The sequence below is a fragment of the Moorena sp. SIO1F2 genome (assembly GCF_010672755.1).
In the GTDB taxonomy this organism is placed as follows: Bacteria; Cyanobacteriota; Cyanobacteriia; order Cyanobacteriales; family Coleofasciculaceae; genus Moorena.
On the sequence record NZ_JAAHFV010000002.1, the window covers coordinates 25653 to 47117 of the forward strand.

Sequence of the window (21465 nt, forward strand, 5' to 3'; positions counted from 1 at the left end):
ATTGGTAAAGCTCTAAAATTTAGGAGTCTCAAGTCAGGAGTGACTAGGTGTAGGTGGGGTTGAAGGAAACTGAAACCTAATCAATCAAGGTAACAGAAGACAGAAAAGATGTTGGGTTTGGTTGCCTTAAGCCAAGGTACAAGAGAATCCGTTCGCGTAGCGGCTCCATTCGCGTAGCGTGGCCCAAAGGCCAAGGAGCATATCACTTATTGTTACTGCATACAGTCTTGTTGATAATGCTCACCACATGGTATAGTAGTAGAAATAAACTGTAAACTATTGATAATTTAATTTTGATAAAAAACCTGGCTATTTGGTGAGTTCAGAACTTGCTGTGAAAAGTCAGAAGGTCTAGAAAATTGTAAGATTGAAAGAAGGCAACAGTACCATGGAGTAAAACGTGATGTTGAATGTCAGTCTGGATCAAGAGGCAGAACAGTATTTAGTGGAAATTTTAAGTCAGGAAAAAACAACTAGCAGTGAGTTGATCAAAAAATTGCTGCGGGATTATCGCCAAAATTTTCAATCCCAAAAATCGGTTTTAGAACGAATGGGAGGAGTGCCTAAACATTTGCTTTCGGTGGGAAATCTATCTGATCGGGACACTCGTAGAGCAAAGGGAACAGGGAACAGGGAGTAGGGAACAGGGAACAGGGAACAGGGGACAAAAATTATCACTCACAATTCATTTAGGTAGACTATAGAGAGATTATTAATTATGCTAAGATGTTAATTACCAATAAATTTATATATTAATTAAGCTGATGAAAGCGGCAATTGTACGTATTGGAGATTCCCAAGGAATTAGAATTCCTAAAGCAATTATTGAAGAATGTGGTTTAGCCAATGTAGTTGAAATAACAGTAGAAGATGGGAAGGTGATAATTTCGCCAGTATCCCACTCTCGTCAAGGATGGGAAGAAGCGTTTAAAGAAATGGCCGAAAATGGTGATGATGAATTATTAATTGATGATCGGATTGAAAATTATTGGGATGAAGAGGATTGGAAATGGTAGCGATTTCTAAGCCAAAAGATAGTGTTGGGTTTCCTTGCTTCAAACCAAGCTACAAGAGAATGCGATCGCGTAGCGGCTCCAACTTCGATCTTCGATTCGGCGCAAGCGTGTAAGTATTCAACCCGATAGAATTGAATCTAGCGACCAAACCTCTCTGTTAAGCCAATGACAACTTCCCTTGAAGAAGCCCTCAACACGGTTAGTCAACTGCCTCCTGAACAGCAGGCTATGCTGGTTGAAATCATCCAAAACCGTCTGATCGAATCCCGTCGTAAAGAAATTGCTGAGGATGCCAAAGAATCGATTGCTAGATTTAAACAGGGCAAGTTACGACCTCAGTCAGCAGAGACTGTAATTTCTCAATTGCAAAAGGCTCTTGACGAAAACCCATGAGGCAACTGGTACTTACCCCAAAATTTAAGCGGGCTTATCGTAAGTTTGTCTCTCGCAACGCCAAACTCCAGAAACGCATTGAAAACACCCTGAGGCAAATGGAAGAAGATGTTTTTGACCCAAAACTAGGTACCCATTCTCTGAAAGGAGAGTTATTGGGCCTCAAAGCCTGCTCCTGTGGATACGATTGCCGGATTGTGTTTTCCATTGAGACAGACCAACAGATTCAAGATGAAGTAATTATTTTACTCGATATTGGCACCCACGATGAGGTGTATTGAGGGTGCATTGTGGGTATTCCCGTCTTGATGATATTGACCACATTCCCCTAAAAAAGGCGAAGTTCAATCCGCTTACCTAAAGCAGCTAGTGCCCGTTCCAGTGTAGGAAGTTTCGTCCCGTGATCGGGGTTGAGAATGCGCCTGACTTCCTGTTCATCGGTATTGAGAGTATGGGCTAATTGGAGTGATGTGATCCCTGCCTCGGACATGGCCAGGTAAAGGGCAGCTTTTAAGGCAGTCTGAATTGGCACTGGGACTAAATAGTCTCCGCCTGCCGGGGGTGAGGGGTTGGGGATGTCGAGTTGGTCATCAATCCTCGCAGCGATCGCTTCTTCCAAACAGTCCGCTGCTTCAGCCAAGCCTTGTTCCATGGAATCTCCCTGAGTAATAGCTTCTGGCAGATCCTGAAAAGTTACCACAAACCCGCCATCCGACTCGTCAGGGGTAAATGTAGCTGGGAATGAAAATCGACTCATAGTAATGGCATGGTTAAATCTCATCTTCCTGTAGACCAAGCTGACGTAGCATTGCCTTCAATGTCCCAGTCTTGAGTTCATCTTTGGGATTGCGGACAATAGTAAATCGGTCACCAAAATAGAGTGTGACGTGGCTTCCTTTCCCGCGCTTTTTGTCAACACGAGCTTCGAGACCACGCTCTCTGGCTAACTTTTTTACCCTCCTAATGAACTCACTTCCTTTCATGATAAAACTATGGGACATTATTGTCCGCTAGTCAAGGGTGAAGGGATCCGTGAGGGCTTTGCTCCCGAAACCGCCTTCCCAAAGCCTCTTTCTTTCGTCAGCGATTGTCATTAAATCAAGACTTTACTATAATGTCAGCACAGTCAAGCTTTTATAAATTAATAAAATAAATGTATTAGTTAACTTCAGTCATCAAGAAGATTGATGGGGAGATGGGAAGATGGGGCAGATTTGTATTAAGGGTAATTATCCGGCGTTGCTGAATCAAGGAATGAATATAAGTAGGGTGGGCATCCTGCACGACCGAAAAGATTAGGAACGGGCAAGATGCCCATTCCACAAAACTATTAAAATCATTCCATTATTAAGCAACGCCTAAAAACTCAAATAATGAAGACTCTGAAATTATTACCTTTTGTATGCGTGATCCTTGCTTCAATGCAACCTAGAGCTTTAGCTCTTAGCAAATTATTCGATAGCGTCGAAGACGCTCTTAAAAGACCATTTAAAATTGTTGCTGAAGGTGTTGCTGAAGGTGCAAGCGATAAAGCATTAAAAGAATTTGAGGAATTTTTTAATAGTTCAATACGCCCCTTTAGTGATGATGTAATCAATAAAGTTGATCGGGTAGCAGCAAATAACATTCTCCGCACTGAGGAAGCTGCTCAGAGACTTTTAGACCATAGTAAAGACAATATCCTAGCTATTGAAAATCAAGTGGTTGAGGATATTGATCATATCTTGGAAAGAGTAGATGAGCGCTATCGTGGCGCAATGCGGGAAACCTTCTTAGAGATTAATCGTGCTCGTGCAGAGACTCTTATTGATGTCCGCTATACTCTTGGTACTGTTGATCAATCCCTAGAAGCGCGAATCAACCAAATTGCTTTAGAGATGATGACGCTTCTTGCTCAAGTTGATAAGATTGTGCAAAAAACGCCAGGTACTTTTTACAAAGAACTGTTTGACCCTACAATTACAAGATTGGAGAACCTTGAGCGAGATATTTTCATTAAGTTAGATGAACTTGTAAAAACACTTAATTGCTCTAGGGCAGGCACTATTGAAGATTTACGAATTAGCTTTAATAAAATAATTGAAAAGGCTCGCAGCACCCTACCTTTTTCCATATTTCGTCGTCGTACCTCTTGTGAAAAAGAAATGCGTCAGGTATACCAAGAAGGCAGTGATATATATTTTTACCGTGTATCTGAGTGTGAAATTAACAAAATTATCAATCAGCGTGGACATACATTGACTGTGCAGCAAATTGCAGATAACTACGGACAACTTCAACTCAATGCTAGTCGAATGGCTTGTTTAGCTAAAGATATTGCACCAGATCTACATGATCAAATAAAAGGAGACTGGTTAGAATACGGAATAAAAACTCGTTTTTGGAAAAATTATCTAACAAATAGCTCACAAGGAGAATAATTATGAAACGTTTAATGGCATTAAGCACGATCATCCTATACCAACTGTAAGGATATTAAGGCTATTACCTTGTCAACAGTGGTAGGAATCGGCTCAATGTATTTAGGAAAAATTCCGTACCATTTACCTTTAATCCAAACCAACTGAGTACCGTAGATGCACTCCTCAGGAAAACCTTGAGGTGAACGATAAGAAAAGCCTTTTACTTTTGTTGGATACCAGAAGCCTTTTTTAAAATCTCCGGCTTTGAACTTAATCACCTGACTTGTCTGTCGGCAAGACTTGAATTTAGCAAAACCTCCCGACGCCAAAGCCTGCTTAGCCGCGTCCATCGCGTCTGCTACGGCTTCTTGTAACTGATGACCAGGTAATGTTTTCACCCACTCGGGTCTATCAGCATTCCTGGCTAATTTCTGTAAATCATAGGTACTACCTTGGTAGCCGTTTTTGATTGTAGCTATTGACCAGTTGTAGATCCAACGATATGCATTAAGCCAAGTTTTCCAAACTTTATGGAGTTCTTTAGACGGAAACACCCTGATCTTCGAGACACTGTTGGGTGTCAACTTCGAAGTCTTGTTCCGAGGTTTTTTCTTGTACCGCTTTGCTGACTTGTCTTTGGTATTTCCGGAGTCCGTAAAGCCTAGCAGAGAAACAGTGGAGGATGGACAGGATATCTTCGACCAATTCCTGCTCTGGGGATAACTTGCGTTCATTGAGAACCACGAGCTTGACTCCACCTTTTTGACATAACCATTCAAGTAATGGGAAACCAAACCTGACTGCTCTGTCTGGGTAGGCGACAACAAATGCTGAGATATCAGAGCTGTATATCCGTTCCAATATTTTGAGGAACTTTCTCCGTTTAAAATTGAGTCCCGATCCAACTTCTTTAACAATTTCTGCGTTTGGATATTTTGACCGTAGAAATTGAGCTTGCCGATCGAGGTCATCTCGTTGGGAATGGGTAGAGACTCTTGCATAAGCGATAACAGGCTTACTTTGCGGAGCTTCTTCTTCGACACAGAACCGTCTTTGGTTTCCTTGGGTTCTGATACTGTCGAGTTTTCCTTCCCGATCCCATCGCCTAAGGGTTGAGATTGAGACGCCGTAGTTTTTGGCTGCCTCCTTTGGAGTGACATATTTCTTCATAGCTCTAATCCTCTCTAAATTTAGAGTAGCACTTTTAGACAGGATTGATAAGGTTTACTAAGCTATTCGGTTAATAGTTGCTCCTCTCTCAATAATCAGGGAATAGGGGATAGGAGTAAAGCTGGAATTCTCGGTGTTTTTTGAGATTGGATTGGGTATTTTGTCAACTCCTATTAATTGACCAGAGGTATATGCTTCTGTTATAATATCGGTTTTATTAAAAAAAATATTTACTATAGGTCTTGCAGTAGTTCATATCCATCTTCTCCTCTGATCAAGCTGTAGAGGGGCAAATTAGCAGAAATTCCCTTAAAAATCCATAAAAATTAAATAAATCTCACAAAAGTATCTATTGTTGAACTTTCGGGTAACAATGCTTCAAGAGCGATCGCTTGAGCTGCTGGCATCTGCCCGTAAGAAAATACATATGGTGTTTCCGGTGGCAACTCTGGCAGGAACTGCTCTAACACATAAGGACTACCGTAAATCACCAGAGCTTGTAAATCCCCAGTTTTTAACAACATCTTAAACCATGCCCTAGCTACTGCTGTCAATCCAGCACTACCCCGAAACGGGTTACCTCGGATAAATAGCTGTAGCAGAGTAGATTTAGCACCAACAGGATTATCGACTACTTCCGAAGGTAGGGTCGTGTGACTATCAACCAGTTGGAGTTTGTAACCCAGCCTTCTTGGTAAAGTGACTGCTGGTGTGTGCTGTCCCAAAAAGTCACAAGCTAAGAGATCATCGACCAAAATTAGATTACGTAACGGTTGATTACTGCTGCTGGGTATTGATGATAAAGCTAGAAAACCTCTAGTTATCTGGGAAGCCTGGAGAATATCGGCTACAGTCGTTAGGGTGGTTGGTTGAGCTAGTTGCGAGAGCCAATTGGGGTTGGGTTGAAATGTTATCGGTTGTTGAGCTGGATCATCGTCTAAGCCCGACTCCAGGACAGGTTGTGAGGGTGGGTTTTGTAGAGATGGTATTTGTTGTGCAGCGGAGTGTTCGTCTAAACCCTCTCTTTGACAGTGATAGCCCACTTTACGTTTTGCACGACTGATGCGCTCTACTGATGCCTGAATCCGCTCCCGTGAGATCCGTCCTTGTTCGACTGCTTGACAGACTGCCTCAATTGCTGTCTCGGGATTAACGGGCATCAAGAGAATATCAGCACCGGCTTCTACAGCCATGACTGTGGCTTCATCGGCACCATAGCGATTAGCAATTGCCCCCATCACTAGAGCATCGGTCACAATCAATCCTTCAAATCCCAAGTCTGTGCGCAACAGTTGAGTCAAAATCGCTGATGACAGGGTGGCTGGGTGTTGGTCATCCCAAGCTGTAATTAGGAGGTGAGCGGTCATGATGGCATCTACCCCAGCAGCGATCGCATTGGTAAAGGGAGGCAATTCAACCGTAGCTAGTCGGGGGGGTGAGTGGGGCAAGACTGGTAAATCCAGATGGGAATCTGTCGCGGTATCCCCATGACCGGGAAAATGCTTGGCAGTGGTTAAGACTGGATACTGTCGGGTTCCTTGGATAAAGGCAGAAGCCAATTGGCTAACGATTTGAGGGTTATCACCAAACGACCGGACATTGATAACAGGATTTTGGGAATTGTTGTTGACATCAACAACTGGTGCCAGGATCCAGTTAATCCCAATGGCCAACGCTTCAGTAGCCGTGATTTCTCCCATGGTACGGACATACTGCAAAGCTGGCTCAGGATCGTTTTGGGCAATCGCTCCCAGTGCCATCGGTGGAGGAAACCAAGTGGCACCGGCAAACCTTTGACCCACACCTTCTTCAATATCAGCAGCTATGAGTAAGGGAATTTTTGCCCACTCTTGGAGTTGTTTCGACCTGAGGGCGAGTTCCACAGCACTCCCGCCTAGTAAAATAACACCCCCAATACCTAACTCTTGCAACCAACGCTGCAATTGTTCAGCTGGGGGTTCCCAAATCGGATACTGAATTTGGTGATCAAATAGGTAGCCGGATGCTCGAACCACTACCATTTGCGCTACCTGTTCTGCTAGGGAAAGGTTTTTTAGATCAGGCAGTGACTTTGGGAGAGAATTCAAGCTTGTGCTCCAGAAATATCGTCTTCGAGTTGCTTGCTCTGGCGTTCTTGAGAAAGCTGATTCAGTAAGTTCAGCATCTGATCGCCTCCTTCGAGACCACGGTCTTCAATAAACATGACCTCTGGTGTGCGGCGCAGGCGAATCCGCCGACCTAGTTCTCGGCGGACATAACCTGTAGCTGATTTTAATCCAGCCATTGTTTTAGATCTTGCCTCATCAGTTCCATAGATGCTGACATAGATCTTAGCGTGCTGCAAGTCACCAGAGACATCAACGTTGGTAATGCTAACCATTCCACTACCGACCCGGTCATCTTTGATATCGTTAAGCAACATTTGACTAACCTCCTGCTGAATTAGGGAGGAAACCCGAAAAACACGGCGATTTGTAGTCATGACGTTCCCTTTGTTAAAGTATGGGCATCATCGAAAGCTGCGCGCACCCAGTCTAAACCTAGTCTAAACCTAGTCTAAACCGGACTGAAGCCGAGCATCCCACGTAGGGTGAAAACCATGAATAGAGAAACTCCTACGGCTATGCCAATTAATGCGATCGCAGTTAGGGGGCGGTTCAGTAGTGGTTTTACCAGCAAAAACACGGAATAGAATATCCCTAGAGTAATACTGATTAGATAGCGTGGGTAACGAGATACATTTTTAAAAAAGTCTTCCATTATCCTATAAACTCTTATAGTGCCATTTTTAATACTGGTAGCACTTTTTTAGCTTCTTCCGTACTTATTCTGGTAATTTGTCATAAACAATGCCAAAAATTTCCCCCCTCTTAGTAAGGGGGGATTAAGGGGAGTTAGCACAGGATAAGTAGGGGCTTTACCCTACAATCACTTACTCAACTCCTTGAGGCAAAAGCTCTCGGTTTTCCTTACGACTGACTTGCACCTTACCCTCTTCATTGACATCAACATAGGCAATATCTCCTTCCTTAATGCGACTGGAGAGAATTTCTTCTGCCAGCACATCCTCCAACAACCGCATGATTGCTCGGCGTAATGGTCTGGCCCCGTAGCTGGGGTTGTAACCCTCTTCGATCAAACGGTCTTTGAATTTCTCGCTGACTTCTAGAGTAATGCCTTGTTCGTACAAACGACCAAACACTTCTTTTAACAGAATCTTGGCAATGTCCTTGACTTCTTCTTTGGTCAACTGACGGAAGACGATAATCTCATCTAAACGATTCAGAAACTCTGGGCGGAAGTACTGTTTAAGTTCTTCGTTCACTAGATTCCGAATTCGATTATATTGGGATTCCGCTTGATTATCGCTGAACTCGAAGCCCAGTTGTCCGCCACCCTTTTCAATAACCTTGGAACCGATATTCGAGGTCATGATCAGCAGGGTGTTTTTAAAGTCTACCGTCCGACCCTTGGAGTCAGTCAACCGCCCATCCTCTAGGATTTGCAGCAGCATATTGAACACATCTGGGTGTGCCTTTTCAATTTCATCGAACAGCACTACTGTGTAAGGACGACGACGCACTGCCTCAGTTAGTTGACCACCTTCGTTGTAGCCCACATATCCAGGAGGCGAACCTACCAACTTACTAACGGTATGGCGCTCCATGTATTCGGACATATCTAGGCGCACCATGGCTTCTTCAGACCCGAAGAAGTAAGCTGCCAATGACTTAGCTAATTCTGTCTTACCGACCCCTGTAGGTCCAGAGAAGACAAAACTGGCAATCGGACGGTTGGGATTCTTTAAGCCTACCCTAGCTCGACGAATTGCTCGGGAAACGGCTTTAACCGCATCTTCCTGACCAATCAGGCGTTGATGCAGGGTATCTTCCATGTGCAGTAGTTTCTCTGACTCTGATTCAGTCAGTTTTTGTACCGGCACACCAGTCCAAGAAGCAACAATGTGAGCAATGTCCTCTTCATCTACAACTGGGCTGTCATCAGTACCCCGAGACTCGCTCTTCTTGCTTTGGGCAATTGAGCGAATTTCCGCCTTTATTTCCATTTCGCGATCGCGTAGTTCCCCAGCTCGATCAAAGTCCTGGGAGCGTACCGCATCATCTTTTTCTTTTAGGACCTGACGCAGTTCTTTATCTAGCTCTTTTGCTGCTGGGGGCAACTGGGAGTTAATCAAACGCACTCGGCTTCCTGCTTCATCGATCAGGTCAATGGCCTTATCTGGCAGGTAACGGTCGGAAATATAACGGTCTGAGAGGTTTGCTGCTGCTTCGAGAGCCTCATCGGAAATTTTCAATTTGTGGTGTTGCTCGTAGCGCTCCCGCAAGCCGTATAGAATCTCAATAGTTTCTTCTACTGACGGTTCACCGACCATTACTGGTTGGAAACGACGTTCTAGGGCTGCATCCCGCTCAATGTGTTTGCGGTACTCATCCAAAGTTGTCGCTCCAATGCACTGCAATTCTCCCCTTGCTAAGGCTGGTTTGAGGATATTTGCCGCATCAATTGCGCCTTCAGCTGCACCTGCACCAATCAGGGTATGAACCTCGTCAATCACCAGGATTACGTTAGATGCCTGACGAATCTCATCCATAATTTTTTTCAGGCGTTCTTCAAACTCACCCCGGTATTTGGTTCCAGCGACCAGTAAGCCAATATCGAGGGTAACGACTCGCTTTTCTTCCAAAATGTCTGGAACATCATTGTTAGCGATTCGTTGGGCTAAGCCTTCTGCGATCGCCGTTTTTCCTACCCCTGGTTCTCCGATCAATACTGGGTTATTCTTGGTACGGCGTCCCAATATCTGGATTACCCGTTCTATTTCCTTTTCCCGTCCTACTACTGGATCTAGCTTGCCTTCACTAGCCATCTGGGTTAGGTTCGAGCCAAACTCATCGAGAGTAGGAGTCTTTGTACGACCTTGAGAGGCTCCTGCTGTGACTTCCGCCGTTTCACCCAACATTCGGATAACTTGGGTTCTGACTTTAGACAGGTCTACTCCTAGGTTTTCCAAAACCCTAGCCGCTACGCCTTCTCCCTCCCGTATTAGCCCTAGTAGCAGATGTTCTGTACCAATGTAGTTATGGCCTAGCTGGCGAGCTTCTTCTAGGGATAGCTCCAGAACCCGCTTTGCTCTGGGGGTAAAGGGGATTTCGACAGCAACGAAGCCGGAACCCCTGCCAATAATTTTCTCAACTTCAATCCGAGCGTCTTTGAGATTTACGCCCATAGATTTGAGGACCTTGGCAGCTACGCCAGTTCCTTCTCCGATCAGACCCAGGAGGATTTGCTCTGTGCCTACGAAATTATGACCTAGGCGACGTGCTTCTTCCTGAGCCAGCATGATCACCTTAATGGCTTTTTCTGTAAAGCGTTCAAACATGGCGTATTCCCATCACCTGTTGCATGCCCGTGTAAGCTGATTCTAGCACAGGTAAATCAGCCCACCGTTTATTTTTACACAACTCCCAGCAATTGAAACAGTTATTTACTTACTTCCGATGCCATTTCTAGTTATTAGCCATTAACCAATTTCCAGGTCAATAGCTGCCAAGCGCTGTTTAATTTCCTGGTAACAATCGGCCATTGTTTTCTCAAATTCAGGGCTTTTCAGACCCCCTCGCCATAGAATCAGAGCATCCTCCCCAGTGTCTTTGTAATAGTTTCTACGTCGTCCAGCTTCAGTGAAGCCGAACTTTTGGTAAAGAGCTAGTGCTGCTTGATTAGATGGTTTCACCTCTAAGGTTGCCCACTCTAAATTACGCTGTTTAGCATCCTGTAGCAATGAATAAAGCAGTAATTGACCCAAACCTTGACGTTGGTAGTCAGGATGCACTGCCAGAATAATAATATGGGCTTCCTCCAAAATTGACCAAAAACAACCTAAGCCTACCAGGCAATTGGGTAATGAGGTGATGGGAACACCTGTGCCTTCAAGCAAAGTTTCTTTTTTGTCCCCTTTTGGAGGAGCTTCCAAAGCCAACAACTGACTGTTGGGGCTATCCAACTCTCGCTCGTAACCCGACCGAGTCCAAAGTCCACCAAAACACAGCTGATCCAGTGCCACTGCAGCACTTAGGTGCTCTGCTTTGAGGGGTTTAAGTTTTAAGACAGTCACAGCCTTCAATTGTACACTGATTAACGAGACGCAAGTTCCAACTGTAAAGCAAAATCAGGAAAATAATTACATAATGCTATCGACTCAACCCACTCAGGTTCAGAATTCAGGGCTTCAGTATCTCAATTCATCTATCACTCCAGACCCAAACAATGGTGGGTCAAACCCCTCACCGAATCAGAAACTGCTCCCTCTAACCGCCAAAGTTAACAGCCGTGACTGCTTGGAAATTGGTTGTTGCGATGTGACGACTCTAGTCGAGCAATTTGGCTCCCCCCTTTACATTGTGGACGAAGTAACCTTTAGAACTGCTTGTCATCAGTATCGGGAAGCCTTTGCTAACTACTACCCCGGAGAATCTCTAGTCCTCTACGCTTCTAAAGCCTGGAATTGTTTAGCAATTTGTGCGATCGCAAACTCTGAAAGCCTCGGAATCGATGTGGTTTCTGGTGGTGAACTCTACACTGCTCTACAAGCTGGTGTTAGTGCTGACAAACTCTATTTCCATGGCAATAATAAATCTACTAGTGAACTGGAACTAGCTACCGAGAGTGGCTGCACCATCGTAGTGGATAACTGGCTGGAGTTAAAAGCCCTGGCTTCGTTACCACAAGAGAGTATCCGGATCATGATTCGATTGACCCCAGGGATCGAGTGTCACACCCACGATTACATTCGCACGGGTCACCTAGACAGTAAGTTTGGCTTTGATCCCGATACCTGGGATGAAGTTTTTACCTTTATCAGCCAACACCCAACCCTCAACTTTGTTGGTTTACACGCCCACATTGGCTCTCAGATTTTTGAGAGCCAACCCCATCAAGATCTGGCGAAAGTGCTAGTCGAGTGTATTGTTAAAGCGGCTGACTACGATTTGCGAGTAGAACAGATCAATGTAGGAGGAGGCTTAGGGATTTGTTATCTAGAATCCGATGACCCTCCTACTATTGATGATTGGGTCAAGGGAGTCTGTGACTCCGTTGTTGCTGCTTGCACTTCTCGGCAACTCGTCCTACCGAAACTGCTATCGGAACCCGGGCGTTCCATTGTTGGTCCAGCCTGTGTCACCGCCTACACTCTGGGGAGTTCTAAAGTCATCCCCGAAATCCGGACTTACTTGACAGTTGATGGAGGTATGTCAGATAATCCGCGTCCGATTACCTACCAATCCGTTTATCGCTCTGTGATTGCCAACCGGATGTCAGCTCCCCTAACCGAAAAAATCACAATTGCTGGTAAACATTGTGAATCAGGGGACATTTTGATTAAAGATGCTACCTTACCTCAAACTCAGCCAGGAGATATTTTGGTGGTAATGGCTACTGGTGCCTACAATTACAGCATGGCATCTAATTACAATCGGTTACCCAGACCAGCAGCAGTTTTAGTCAAGGACGGAGAAGCCCAGGTGATTGTGCAGCGGGAAACTTACCAAGATTTAATTCGCCTAGATCGTTTGCCCGAACGACTCAGACCCAGAGCAGAAATTAGCTAAAAGCTAAAAGCTAAAAGCTAAAAGCTATTGGTTGTTGGTGGTTGACTTTTGGCTAACCGCCAATCATTAACCATTAACTTTTTAAGAGCTAATCACTTAGCTGACGCTAAAATCAAGCCAGTTCGACTCCATCTCCATCCTTAATTCTTTCCTGAACGTTCAATGCCTCCGTTGCCGGGTCCTGTTACTGACCATAGCTGGGCTCAGTCATTGTTGCTTCACAGCATCGATGTTGGGTTGGTTCTAGCCCTTACTTATCTTGTGCTCCTCATCATTGGGGAGCGCCGCACCTTATGGATGGTGCGAGGGCTAATTGTCCTGATGTTAGCCGCAGCAGTAAGTAATAGGTTAGGGTTGACGCTATTGAGTTTTGTGCTAGAAAAGTTGGTGGTTGGCTCAGCTGTGGCAATGGCTGTCATCTTCCAGTCAGAGTTTCGTCGATTTCTTGAACAGTTAGGTCGAGGAGAGATTGTGCAGTTGTTTCAAGGACAACGACGTCCCACTCCTAAGCCTGACAGTGTAATCAATGAAATCGTAGACGCGGTCAAAGAGTTGTCTCAAAATCGAGTTGGCGCTTTGATAACTTTAGAAACTAATGGTCCAATTGATGAGCGGGATGTTTCTGTACCGGGTGTTCAGCTAAATGCTGAAATTTCTAAAGAACTACTGCAAACCATTTTCCAAACAACTACGTTGTTACACGATGGAGCGGTATTAATTCGTGGCTCTCGGGTTGTAGCTGCGGGGGTAATTTTGCCTCTTTCTGAGCGCACAGCCTCTCGGAAGCTGGGGACCCGCCATCGGGCTGCGATGGGAATTACAGAACGTGTCGAAAATTGCCTTTGTATTGTTGTATCTGAAGAGACGGGTTCAATTTCTTTGGCGGAAAAAGGAGGATTGTACCGACCACTAACTAGCACGAGACTCAAACAATTGCTAGAGGAACGATTTTCCCCAGTCGTGGATCGTGAGGTAGTTGCTCCAGGTCTACGCAACCTAGGTCGCCAATTCAAGTCCCAGGGACGGGTGCTAGTTTCACGTTTCCTCCGTCTTCCATCATCAACGTCTCAAGAGAAAAAATAACTGCTATGCAAACTATCCTAAACAAATTACCAAGCGACCTTTCACCAGACCGTTTGCCTAGGCATGTGGCAGTGATTATGGATGGTAATGGTCGTTGGGCAAAACGCCGGGGACTACCTCGAGTTATAGGACATCGGCAAGGGGTGGAGGCTCTCAAAAAACTACTTCGTTGTTGTGATGATTGGGGAATCAAAGCCCTTACCGCCTATGCATTTTCTACAGAAAACTGGGGACGCCCCTTAGAAGAGGTGGAGTTTCTGATGACCTTGTTTGAGCGGGTTTTGGCTAGAGAACTTCAAGAAATGATGGAGGAGAATGTTCGGATTCAGTTTGTGGGAAATTTGACCGCCTTACCGCAATCGTTGCAAGCACAAATTGAGCATTCTATGAATGAAACTCTCAATAATACTGGCATTCAGTTTACTGTGGCTACTAACTACGGGGCCCGCCAGGAAATTATACAAGCCTGTCGAGCCATTGCTACTCAGGTCCAACTTGGTCACATCCAACCAGATGACATTGACGAAGCCCTATTTTCACGCCATCTCTACACTGCCAATATCTGTGACCCAGACTTGCTAATTCGCACTAGTGGGGAAATGCGCTTGAGCAATTTCCTACTTTGGCAAATGGCTTATGGGGAACTTTACATCACAGATACCCTATGGCCGGATTTTGACCGTGGACAGTTTCACCGTGCTTTGTCTACTTATCAGCAGCGTGAACGTCGGTTTGGAAAAGTCTAAGATAAGAATGGTGAAAGGTTTTTTAGTTGTTCGCTTTTGGCGTTCCTTGTAGGGTAGGTTTTTTAGTTGTTCGCCTAGGGAACAACCTTATAACTTTCAACCTTCTAACCTTGGCCAAAAGGCCACACTACAAGGGACAACCTTATAACGTTCAACGACCGCAGACCCTTCACCTACTAAGGACCACAGAAAACTGCATCTTCTATATCTTTGCGGCTGAGGGAATACTTGAAAGATCGTTGAATATCTTGTCCATCTTCCCCAGACTTGACGTAGCGCACGATTAACTCCTCTACCTCAAGGCAAAGTTCTGCTTTCCAGGTAGGTCGATCAACACGCCAGCAATGTAGATCATTACTGTCTTGTTCACATCCTAGTATTTTCAGCCACCTCTCTATTTCAGGTAGAGGGTGGTTATACAAGGGGGTATCACCTGGCGGAAGTGTCATATCGAGTCCGATTAACTATTTATAATTCTTGGTGGTACATCAGTATAAAATTGAACATTGTCAATGGTCACGTGACAATTTTCAATTAACAATTAAGACAATTAACAATTAAGACAATTAACATTTATGGGATAAACCCTATTATAAGGGATTAACATTATAAGGGATTAAACAGACTTAATATTATAAGTTATTCTTGATCAGTTATTCTGAGAGATGGGTTATCTGGGTATTTTGGGCTGATTGGTTATTAACCGGTATTTGACTATCCAAATTATCAGGTTTCGCCTGTTGAATAAAATTAATCTCGGGTAAGGTAAGCAAATCATTGCCACTGGGTTTAGAAATTAGCAGAGCAGATTCACCTTGGGTTAATCCAATCGCTATGGCTAGTAGTAAGCAGCCTAAAAAGGTTAGTCCTAAAATGAATAAGACAAAAATCTCCCCAGCTGAAAGGGGGCGGTCAGTGGGATCAAGGTAAGCTGAGGACGAGGAGCTTGGTGGCTTTTGATTAACTGGATTGTTTAAACTAGGGGGTGGCTGAATCACATTGAGGCGGGAATAACCAATTTTTTGGTCATAGATTGCTCGTCGCTCTGGATTACTCAGGGTAGCATAGGCTTGGTTCAGCTTTTGGAATTTAATCGTGGCAGTTTCAGTGGGTAAGTCGGTTGTATCAGGATGATAGCGCTTACTGAGTTGCCGATAGGCACGTCGGATAGCTATGGGTGATGCACTAGGGTGCAATCCCAGTATTTCGTAATAAGTCGTGGAGTTTGGGCTTTCGCGATTCCTAATGTTTTGTCTGACCCGATCTTGTGCCACTGCAGTTTTATCCTAACTGGTTAGACAACGCTTTCGATTATTGTGACATTTGGAAGGAGCCTGATCCTTTAATCATCCCACAAAATCCGACAATTTCGGTAAACTAAGCTTAACTTCACCTATTCTAGGCAACATGGGAACGGTTATCCTGACTCGTGCTTAGACGACTCCTTTTCAACTAAGGTTTAGCTAATTGCAATATCAAGAACTAAATTAGGTTAAATGTGACACGCCACGCCACGAATTGCTGACAACAACAGCCACCCCAAGGTATTAACCCGAAAATCAAACAGAGTTACATCCAGCAGATTGAATAGAGTACAGCTGCCAAAAGCCACCAGATAACTGAACAGAATTAAGTTGTCTTGATGCCCATCTTGTCTAGTGGTAGTGGTCGCAACGGTTGACCAAACCCTTAATAGTTGGATACCTTGTACTATAATCCAGCCAACTAAGCCACTCAACATCAGTGTGCCTGGGATGCCAGTTTCAGCAGTCAACATTAGAGGTAGATTATGGGGATGACCAAGCCAGACTTCCATTTGTGACTGGTAAAGAGGAGTGAAATTGCGTAACCCCCAACCAAACCAGGGACGCTCCTGAATCATTGACCAAGTAAATTTCCACTGGGTTGTCCTCAAGGTAGCGATGGGTCGGTTGGGATACAACTGGTCAGACAATCGCATCCAAAAGTATGCTGGGACAATACTACGCAGCCATTGACGCCCTAGGATTGGACCAAATGATGCCCACAGAATACTACCAACAGCAGCAGTAACTGCTGTCACCAGCCAGTACCAACCTAAGTAAAGGGCAAAGGCAAGGCAAGCCAAAACAGCGATTATCCAAGCATTGCGGGAGTTGGTCAAAACTAATGCGATCGCATTACCGATCACCACCACACTCAAGAACAACAGCGGATAATCGAATCGATGCCAGCTCCAACCCCTAGCTTGAAACCTCTCAATCCACAGCCCTATTCCTAAAATTAATGGTATTTGTAGATAAGCGGCTAGGATATTGGCATACGAAAACACTGAATCCATCCGATCTGGAGGATTACCGTTAGCTACCAAGGTTGAACCAAAGACTAGTGATAATACTTTTGGGCTAGTCCAACCCAAAACCATCTGAGCAAAACCCAGTATAGTTACTGCTAGGGAAGGAATAACTAGAATCCAGGCTAATTGCCTCAGCTGTGCTGGGGTTTTGATGAGGGTAGAGAAAGCAGCGAAAACGGCGAAGAAGGGGATAAAATTCCCTAAACCTAGGAACGCTTCTGTGGGGTTAAAGGCTAAGCTAGCAGTAATGAGCAACCAGATACTCAAAATAGCCAAGCCCCAGTTTAGGGGTTTTGAGATCATACTGGCGTACTTTTGCCGCCAAGTATCTCCCACAGCTAGTACTAACCCCACTGCGCCTAAAGCTGGAAACAGGGGAAAGATAAGAGTTCCCAGCTTAGCGCAGTTCCAAGCTATTTCTAGGTGATTGTCTGAATGTCTATTCTTTCCCAAGAACCAATTAACCACTAACCACTACTATCAATCTAAACTGGTTCCCAGCACTCAGCACGAGTCAGGCGAATTTGTGCTAAGGTTAAGATGGTTGGAATAATCCGACCGTAGTTGGTTGCGATCGCTCTCCAGCCTAAGTCAACAAAGAAATAGCTCCACATGATCGGACCTAGGCAGGCAAAAACACTCCTAGTAACCCCATAACGAGCAGCACTTAGTGCCATTCCCTGTCGTGCTGTTTGTAGTGTAAAGTAGTTCTGAAACTGAGCTGCTGCTGCCAAACCTCCCTTCACTAGGGCTTGTTTAGCAACCTGATAGCGAGCGAAATGTAGGGCAAACTGGCGTGCAACCTGTTGTAGTATTATTGGCTTTAGAATCGAGGTCAATGCTAGGGCGCTACCACCTTTGAGTAAAAACTCGATAGGGTTGTGCTGGATTTGTACAGGTAAGGGTTCAGGGAGTTTTGACTTAGCTAAGCATTTCTGTACCTGTACTGTTAGGGATTGCTGCTCTTGGGTTGGTAAGCGTTTCCAGGTTTTCTCCATGAGGTGAAGAAATATTTCTGCTTCCAAGTCAGTTGTAGTCAGACGTTGAGAGTAAGGAATTTTGAGGTAACGACAAACTTGAATCAGGGCTTGTCGGTAGGTTACTTCCCTCGTCCGTCCCTTGAGTACTGTTACTCCATCTGCTGCCAAGAAGCGAAATCGCTCTTCCAGGGAATCCAACCAAGCTTCACGGTTTTGGCTTTGGATATCGATTGGCTCAGGGAGCTGAAGGTAATCTAAGGGATTAAACCTACGACAGAATAGAATGTCTGTCACTTGTTGTAACTCTTCAACGGTTGCTAACTCTAACGCAGTTCTCAGCTCATCCAACGTTCTTCCCTCCACAACCCCGTTTTTTGTGCTGTCCTCTATTCTACTCCTATCAGTTTTATAGTAGGAGTTTGAATCTACTTTGATGTAGTAAGCTGTTAGGCATTTGGCAGCTATGCTGAAGCGACGGGTTGGCCTTTATGGGGGGGGGATTTGTCCCACTCGCGCTTTGCATCAAGACACGGACAAGAGTTTCAGCTTTTTTTTTGATTTAATAAAGCAATGCAGTCGGCTCCACTAGGACAAGGAGGGAATAAGGGAATTCCCGCCATGGGATTCTTGGGTATTGGCAGGTTTTAGAGGTGCAACTATTAGCCTTATAGCTATCTAAACCTTGTCAAACATTATCCACTGTTTTATAATGAAATAAGTTAGTAACTTGTTTAACAAGGGAACACTACCGCCCAACGAAGAACTAAAAGCGAAGGCAGCTGGTCGTAAGTTAAGCGACGTAAAATAATGGACTGAGTGAAGTTACAGTGCGGTTTGAGAGTAGGCAGCAGAGCCTCCATTAAGAAAATTAGCGCAATGCTTTTGGCATTGCTTTGTCGGCAATTAGTTTAGTAGAATTTTTGCAATTTGTGGTTAAACCACTGTTCTTGAGAGCCCCCTTGCACTAGTTGGCTTCTCCTGTCAAGGGGCTTTGCATAGTCGAGATCTTTAATATTCCTTAAGCACTTAGGAGCATCTTCCCTATCCTGCTTGAGGCTGTCGGTTGTAGCTTGATTGAGTGAGTCCATTTTCTCGTTATCCCGTCGCAATCGGCAGTAGGTTCGCGACGGTATGTATTCTAAGGGATTAAGACCCAAATAACGCAGCATCAAAACACAAGCCCAGGAATACTTGCGATCGCGAATTGCTTCTTCAATCAAACTAATCTTTTCAGGATCTAGGGTTTTGCCCACTGGGCGATTAGAACGACGAAGCATGGAGTAACTCATGATGATTTCTCTGTGATCTGAAGGTCAACGAATTGGATTTGCAGGATTTACGCTTGAACTCTACCTCTAGTTTCAATAGTCAGTGATTCTGGTTGGTCAATTAAGCGAAGAGTTAGAGTACTGATCTAACCATCTGATTTGAGTTGTGAAACCTGCGAAGATGGCGTGATCGGGTGATCGGGTGATTGGGTGATCTCGAATAATCTCACAACCTGTTCTTTTTTACCAATCAATTACGATTGATAGATCAGGATTCTCTTCTTCTAAATCTCCATCAATCATCGCAATTTTGAACAACACCAGATTCTTCCCCCCTTGCCCCTAGTTGACTGACAAACCTGTAAAACTTGAAACACTCTCAGTAAAGACTATTTTGAACAAAGCTTTATGAAAATTTTGATCAGATTTCGTGAAAATTTTGATCAGATTTTGTGAAAAGATTGTGAAATTCTTTATCCACAGGGGATTCACACAGCTTTTCCATGACCGTACTCAATGCTAGCTCTGACCATAAATTTCCATAACTGGGCAAAGCCCACGACTTGTCAGTCAATCCATTTCCCTCCTTTGTACTCCTCTTCCCTGACTGGTTGTGCCACCAGGGTTAATTGACCTGGATTTAGGACCACCCCTATTACCCTACAGGCAGTATGTCGATGGCTAAATTGCGTTAGTCCTGCTATAGATTGACACCACCTTTTTGCAGCTGTCGGATTGGATCTAACAAGAAATCCACAATCCGACGTCGGCGGATAATGATGTCAGCTTTGGCTGTCTGACCAGGTTTAAATCGGATCATTTGATCGTCTTCTGTAACGTAGTCACGGTTTAGGGAAACTTCCACCTCATAAACCGAACCAAGTTGTTGATCAGTTTTGGCATCGGCAGAAAGGGAGGTGACTTTCCCTTTGATGATGCCGTATTCCTGATAGGGATAGGCATCAAGCTTGATTTGCACCGGCATTCCTTCTTTGATAAAGCCTGCCTCTTGATTAGGTAAACTGGCTGATAACACCAGGGGCGCATCTTGGGGCGCTACTTCGGCAATAGTTTGACCGGGTTGAAAGACTTCACCAATATTGGCAACGTTGAGGGAGGAAACTACTCCATCCACCGGTGCATAGAGAAACTTTTGTTTGAGCCTAGCTTTTGCACTAGTTAGCAGATTGCGGTTTTCAGCAATTTTGGCATTTAGTTGAGTCAGTTCGATCTCCAACTGCTGAAGTTTCTGCTTGGTCTCGAGCTGAGTCCGATGGACTTCTGCTTGCTTCTGAGTTAAACCTGCTTGAAGTCGTTGGATTTCTGCTAAGGTCTGGTTGAAATCGCTCTGAGTGAGAGTGATCGCGCTGTTGTGATCGCGTATACTCTGCTGGGCTTGATAAATTTGGTCTTGGTTACTGGCTGCTTCTTGCAGTTGGGTTTGGGTAATCACCCGCTGACTCGCTCGTAGGCTATGTTCTGCTTGAAATACTTGTTCTTTTGAGATTGCCCCTGATGCTAACAGGGGTTTGAGATTCTCTAGGCGTTCTTTCAGGGCAAATGCATCATCCTCTCGTTGCTGGAGCAGTGCTTGGGTAGTCGCCTTGAGTCGTTTTAGCCGTTCTAGTCTGTCCTGACTGGCGACTTTTGCCTCCTGATGTTGGAGCAGTTGTTCTTGTAAGGCGGCTACTTTAGTCTGTGCCTGAGCGATAGCGGCCTGTTGTGCGTCAATGTCCGCTTTGGCAATTTGCTGACGGGTTTGGGCTTCTTGGCGGATGTTTTCAATCAGCCCTTGCATCTGAATTAATTTGATTTGGTCAGCATTGATCAGTTGCTCCAAACGCTCTACTTCCGTAGCGCCAAGTTCTGTATCCAGTTCCACCAAGACTTGCCCAGCGGTAACCGATTCCCCTTCTTTGACCGCAATCCTGGCCACCTTGCCGGATTCGATCGGGTGAATTTTATACACTTCTCCTTTTGGCACTAACTTGCCTGTGGCTTTACCCACTTCGTCAATTTGCCCAAAGGTTGCCCAAACTCCACAGACCATACAGAAGGCGAATCCGCCCAAAAGCAGTCTCTGGGGCAGTACCGATGGTGGCTGATCCAGTAGATTTTGTAGGGCTGTTGACCAGTTTTCAGTGTTGGTAGCTCCTAGTGATGATGTTGGTGTAACCGGATTTCTAACATTATTAGGTGATTGGGGGAGTGGTGGTGCTGATATCGCTGTCCCCCCATAGATCGATCTAATCTCAGCTGAGGTTAGATTAGGGTGAGCGGTTTCTCCCTTAGGGAGTCCCTCTCTAGAGGGGATAGATTCTTGTGGTTTGTTCATGGTAGTTCACCCATAATCACTGGTAGTGTTGTGTGTATTGATTTGAACTGAGAACACGAACCTTGGCGAAAGTCAATGTTGAAGAGAGTAGTCCCTGGACTTATCA

The 21465-nt window shown here is 44.8% G+C and carries 25 protein-coding genes; 7 read left to right on the plus strand and 18 right to left on the minus strand.

What is annotated here, in order from left to right; genetic code table 11:
- Nucleotides 1-80: 80 nt before the first annotated feature.
- Entirely contained in the window at nt 81-206 is a 126-nt protein-coding gene (locus F6J94_RS00315) for a hypothetical protein (RefSeq protein WP_293035752.1), read from the minus strand.
- A 316-nt stretch (nt 207-522) separates the two neighbouring features.
- Nucleotides 523-678 carry a hypothetical protein gene (locus F6J94_RS00320; RefSeq protein ID WP_293035755.1) on the minus strand — a complete coding sequence of 52 codons (156 nt, stop codon included), beginning with the start codon at nt 676-678 and terminating at the stop codon, nt 523-525.
- A gap of 86 nt (nt 679-764) precedes the next feature.
- Between F6J94_RS00320 and F6J94_RS00325 the strand changes: the two genes are divergently transcribed.
- The 3 genes from F6J94_RS00325 to F6J94_RS00335 all read left to right on the plus strand — a co-directional run bounded on the left by F6J94_RS00325 (nt 765) and on the right by F6J94_RS00335 (nt 1690).
- Nucleotides 765-1016, plus strand: coding sequence for an AbrB/MazE/SpoVT family DNA-binding domain-containing protein (locus tag F6J94_RS00325; RefSeq protein ID WP_293035758.1), 252 nt, complete (start codon nt 765-767; stop codon nt 1014-1016).
- 165 nt (nt 1017-1181) lie between these two features.
- Nucleotides 1182-1409 carry a hypothetical protein gene (locus tag F6J94_RS00330; protein WP_293018897.1) on the plus strand — a complete coding sequence of 76 codons (228 nt, stop codon included), beginning with the start codon at nt 1182-1184 and terminating at the stop codon, nt 1407-1409.
- A complete protein-coding gene (locus F6J94_RS00335) occupies nt 1406-1690 on the plus strand; it encodes a type II toxin-antitoxin system mRNA interferase toxin, RelE/StbE family (RefSeq protein ID WP_293018899.1) in 285 nt (94 codons plus the stop codon). Before F6J94_RS00330 ends, F6J94_RS00335 begins: the two co-directional genes overlap by 4 nt.
- A gap of 47 nt (nt 1691-1737) precedes the next feature.
- On the opposite strand, the gene F6J94_RS00340 is transcribed toward F6J94_RS00335, so the two are convergent.
- From F6J94_RS00340 to F6J94_RS00350, 3 genes are all read right to left on the minus strand, one after another.
- On the minus strand, nt 1738-2166 hold the full coding sequence (locus F6J94_RS00340; RefSeq protein WP_293018900.1) for a hypothetical protein: 429 nt from the start codon (nt 2164-2166) through the stop codon (nt 1738-1740).
- Between the two features lie 13 nt (nt 2167-2179).
- Nucleotides 2180-2392, minus strand: coding sequence for a type II toxin-antitoxin system HicA family toxin (locus F6J94_RS00345; RefSeq protein WP_293035761.1), 213 nt, complete (start codon nt 2390-2392; stop codon nt 2180-2182).
- Nucleotides 2393-2567: 175 nt separating this feature from the next.
- Nucleotides 2568-2732: a hypothetical protein gene (locus tag F6J94_RS00350; RefSeq protein WP_293035764.1), complete on the minus strand. Its 165-nt coding sequence runs from the start codon at nt 2730-2732 to the stop codon at nt 2568-2570.
- A 50-nt stretch (nt 2733-2782) separates the two neighbouring features.
- Here F6J94_RS00350 and F6J94_RS00355 point away from each other — a divergent pair, with 50 nt between their 5' ends.
- Entirely contained in the window at nt 2783-3829 is a 1047-nt protein-coding gene (locus F6J94_RS00355; protein ID WP_293035767.1) for a hypothetical protein, read from the plus strand.
- 35 nt (nt 3830-3864) lie between these two features.
- Here the strand turns inward: F6J94_RS00355 and F6J94_RS00360 are convergent, their stop codons facing one another.
- The 7 genes from F6J94_RS00360 to rimI form a co-directional block, all read right to left on the minus strand.
- Entirely contained in the window at nt 3865-4365 is a 501-nt protein-coding gene (locus F6J94_RS00360; RefSeq protein ID WP_293035770.1) for a transposase, read from the minus strand.
- On the minus strand, nt 4352-4981 hold the full coding sequence (locus F6J94_RS00365) for an IS607 family transposase (RefSeq protein WP_293035773.1): 630 nt from the start codon (nt 4979-4981) through the stop codon (nt 4352-4354). Before F6J94_RS00365 ends, F6J94_RS00360 begins: the two co-directional genes overlap by 14 nt.
- A gap of 326 nt (nt 4982-5307) precedes the next feature.
- The gene (locus F6J94_RS00370; protein ID WP_293035776.1) at nt 5308-7068 is read right to left on the minus strand and encodes a glycoside hydrolase family 3 N-terminal domain-containing protein; all 1761 of its coding nucleotides are present in this window, start codon (nt 7066-7068) and stop codon (nt 5308-5310) included.
- Entirely contained in the window at nt 7065-7463 is a 399-nt protein-coding gene (rbfA, locus tag F6J94_RS00375) for a 30S ribosome-binding factor RbfA (protein WP_008179934.1), read from the minus strand. Before rbfA ends, F6J94_RS00370 begins: the two co-directional genes overlap by 4 nt.
- A 74-nt stretch (nt 7464-7537) precedes the next feature.
- Nucleotides 7538-7741, minus strand: a complete 204-nt coding sequence (locus F6J94_RS00380) for a DUF751 family protein (RefSeq protein WP_075903966.1) — start codon at nt 7739-7741, stop codon at nt 7538-7540.
- 172 nt (nt 7742-7913) lie between these two features.
- Nucleotides 7914-10382, minus strand: coding sequence for an ATP-dependent Clp protease ATP-binding subunit (locus tag F6J94_RS00385; protein ID WP_075903969.1), 2469 nt, complete (start codon nt 10380-10382; stop codon nt 7914-7916).
- Between the two features lie 141 nt (nt 10383-10523).
- Nucleotides 10524-11117, minus strand: a complete 594-nt coding sequence (rimI, locus tag F6J94_RS00390; RefSeq protein ID WP_293035787.1) for a ribosomal protein S18-alanine N-acetyltransferase — start codon at nt 11115-11117, stop codon at nt 10524-10526.
- Between the two features lie 73 nt (nt 11118-11190).
- Here rimI and lysA point away from each other — a divergent pair, with 73 nt between their 5' ends.
- The 3 genes from lysA (at nt 11191) to F6J94_RS00405 (ending at nt 14441) form a co-directional block, all read left to right on the plus strand.
- Entirely contained in the window at nt 11191-12612 is a 1422-nt protein-coding gene (lysA, locus tag F6J94_RS00395) for a diaminopimelate decarboxylase (protein ID WP_293035789.1), read from the plus strand.
- 162 nt (nt 12613-12774) lie between these two features.
- Nucleotides 12775-13695: a diadenylate cyclase CdaA gene (cdaA, locus tag F6J94_RS00400; RefSeq protein ID WP_293017924.1), complete on the plus strand. Its 921-nt coding sequence runs from the start codon at nt 12775-12777 to the stop codon at nt 13693-13695.
- A gap of 5 nt (nt 13696-13700) precedes the next feature.
- Complete coding sequence (locus tag F6J94_RS00405; RefSeq protein ID WP_293017925.1) at nt 13701-14441, plus strand: isoprenyl transferase; 741 nt, start codon at nt 13701-13703, stop codon at nt 14439-14441.
- Nucleotides 14442-14617: 176 nt separating this feature from the next.
- Here F6J94_RS00405 and F6J94_RS00410 read toward each other — a convergent pair whose 3' ends face one another.
- The 6 genes from F6J94_RS00410 to F6J94_RS00435 form a co-directional block, all read right to left on the minus strand.
- Nucleotides 14618-14890 (minus strand): DUF3143 domain-containing protein, encoded by a 273-nt coding sequence (locus tag F6J94_RS00410; protein WP_070395455.1) that lies wholly within the window; start codon nt 14888-14890, stop codon nt 14618-14620.
- 204 nt (nt 14891-15094) lie between these two features.
- The gene (locus F6J94_RS00415; protein ID WP_075903979.1) at nt 15095-15715 is read right to left on the minus strand and encodes a DnaJ domain-containing protein; all 621 of its coding nucleotides are present in this window, start codon (nt 15713-15715) and stop codon (nt 15095-15097) included.
- Nucleotides 15716-15933: 218 nt separating this feature from the next.
- Complete coding sequence (locus tag F6J94_RS00420) at nt 15934-17244, minus strand: O-antigen ligase (protein WP_293035792.1); 1311 nt, start codon at nt 17242-17244, stop codon at nt 15934-15936.
- Between the two features lie 17 nt (nt 17245-17261).
- Nucleotides 17262-18104, minus strand: a complete 843-nt coding sequence (locus F6J94_RS00425) for a YaaW family protein (RefSeq protein WP_293017931.1) — start codon at nt 18102-18104, stop codon at nt 17262-17264.
- A gap of 560 nt (nt 18105-18664) precedes the next feature.
- The gene (locus tag F6J94_RS00430) at nt 18665-19045 is read right to left on the minus strand and encodes a HetP family heterocyst commitment protein (RefSeq protein ID WP_293035794.1); all 381 of its coding nucleotides are present in this window, start codon (nt 19043-19045) and stop codon (nt 18665-18667) included.
- Nucleotides 19046-19724: 679 nt separating this feature from the next.
- Nucleotides 19725-21359, minus strand: coding sequence for an HlyD family efflux transporter periplasmic adaptor subunit (locus F6J94_RS00435; protein WP_293035796.1), 1635 nt, complete (start codon nt 21357-21359; stop codon nt 19725-19727).
- Between the last annotated feature and the right edge of the window lie 106 nt (nt 21360-21465).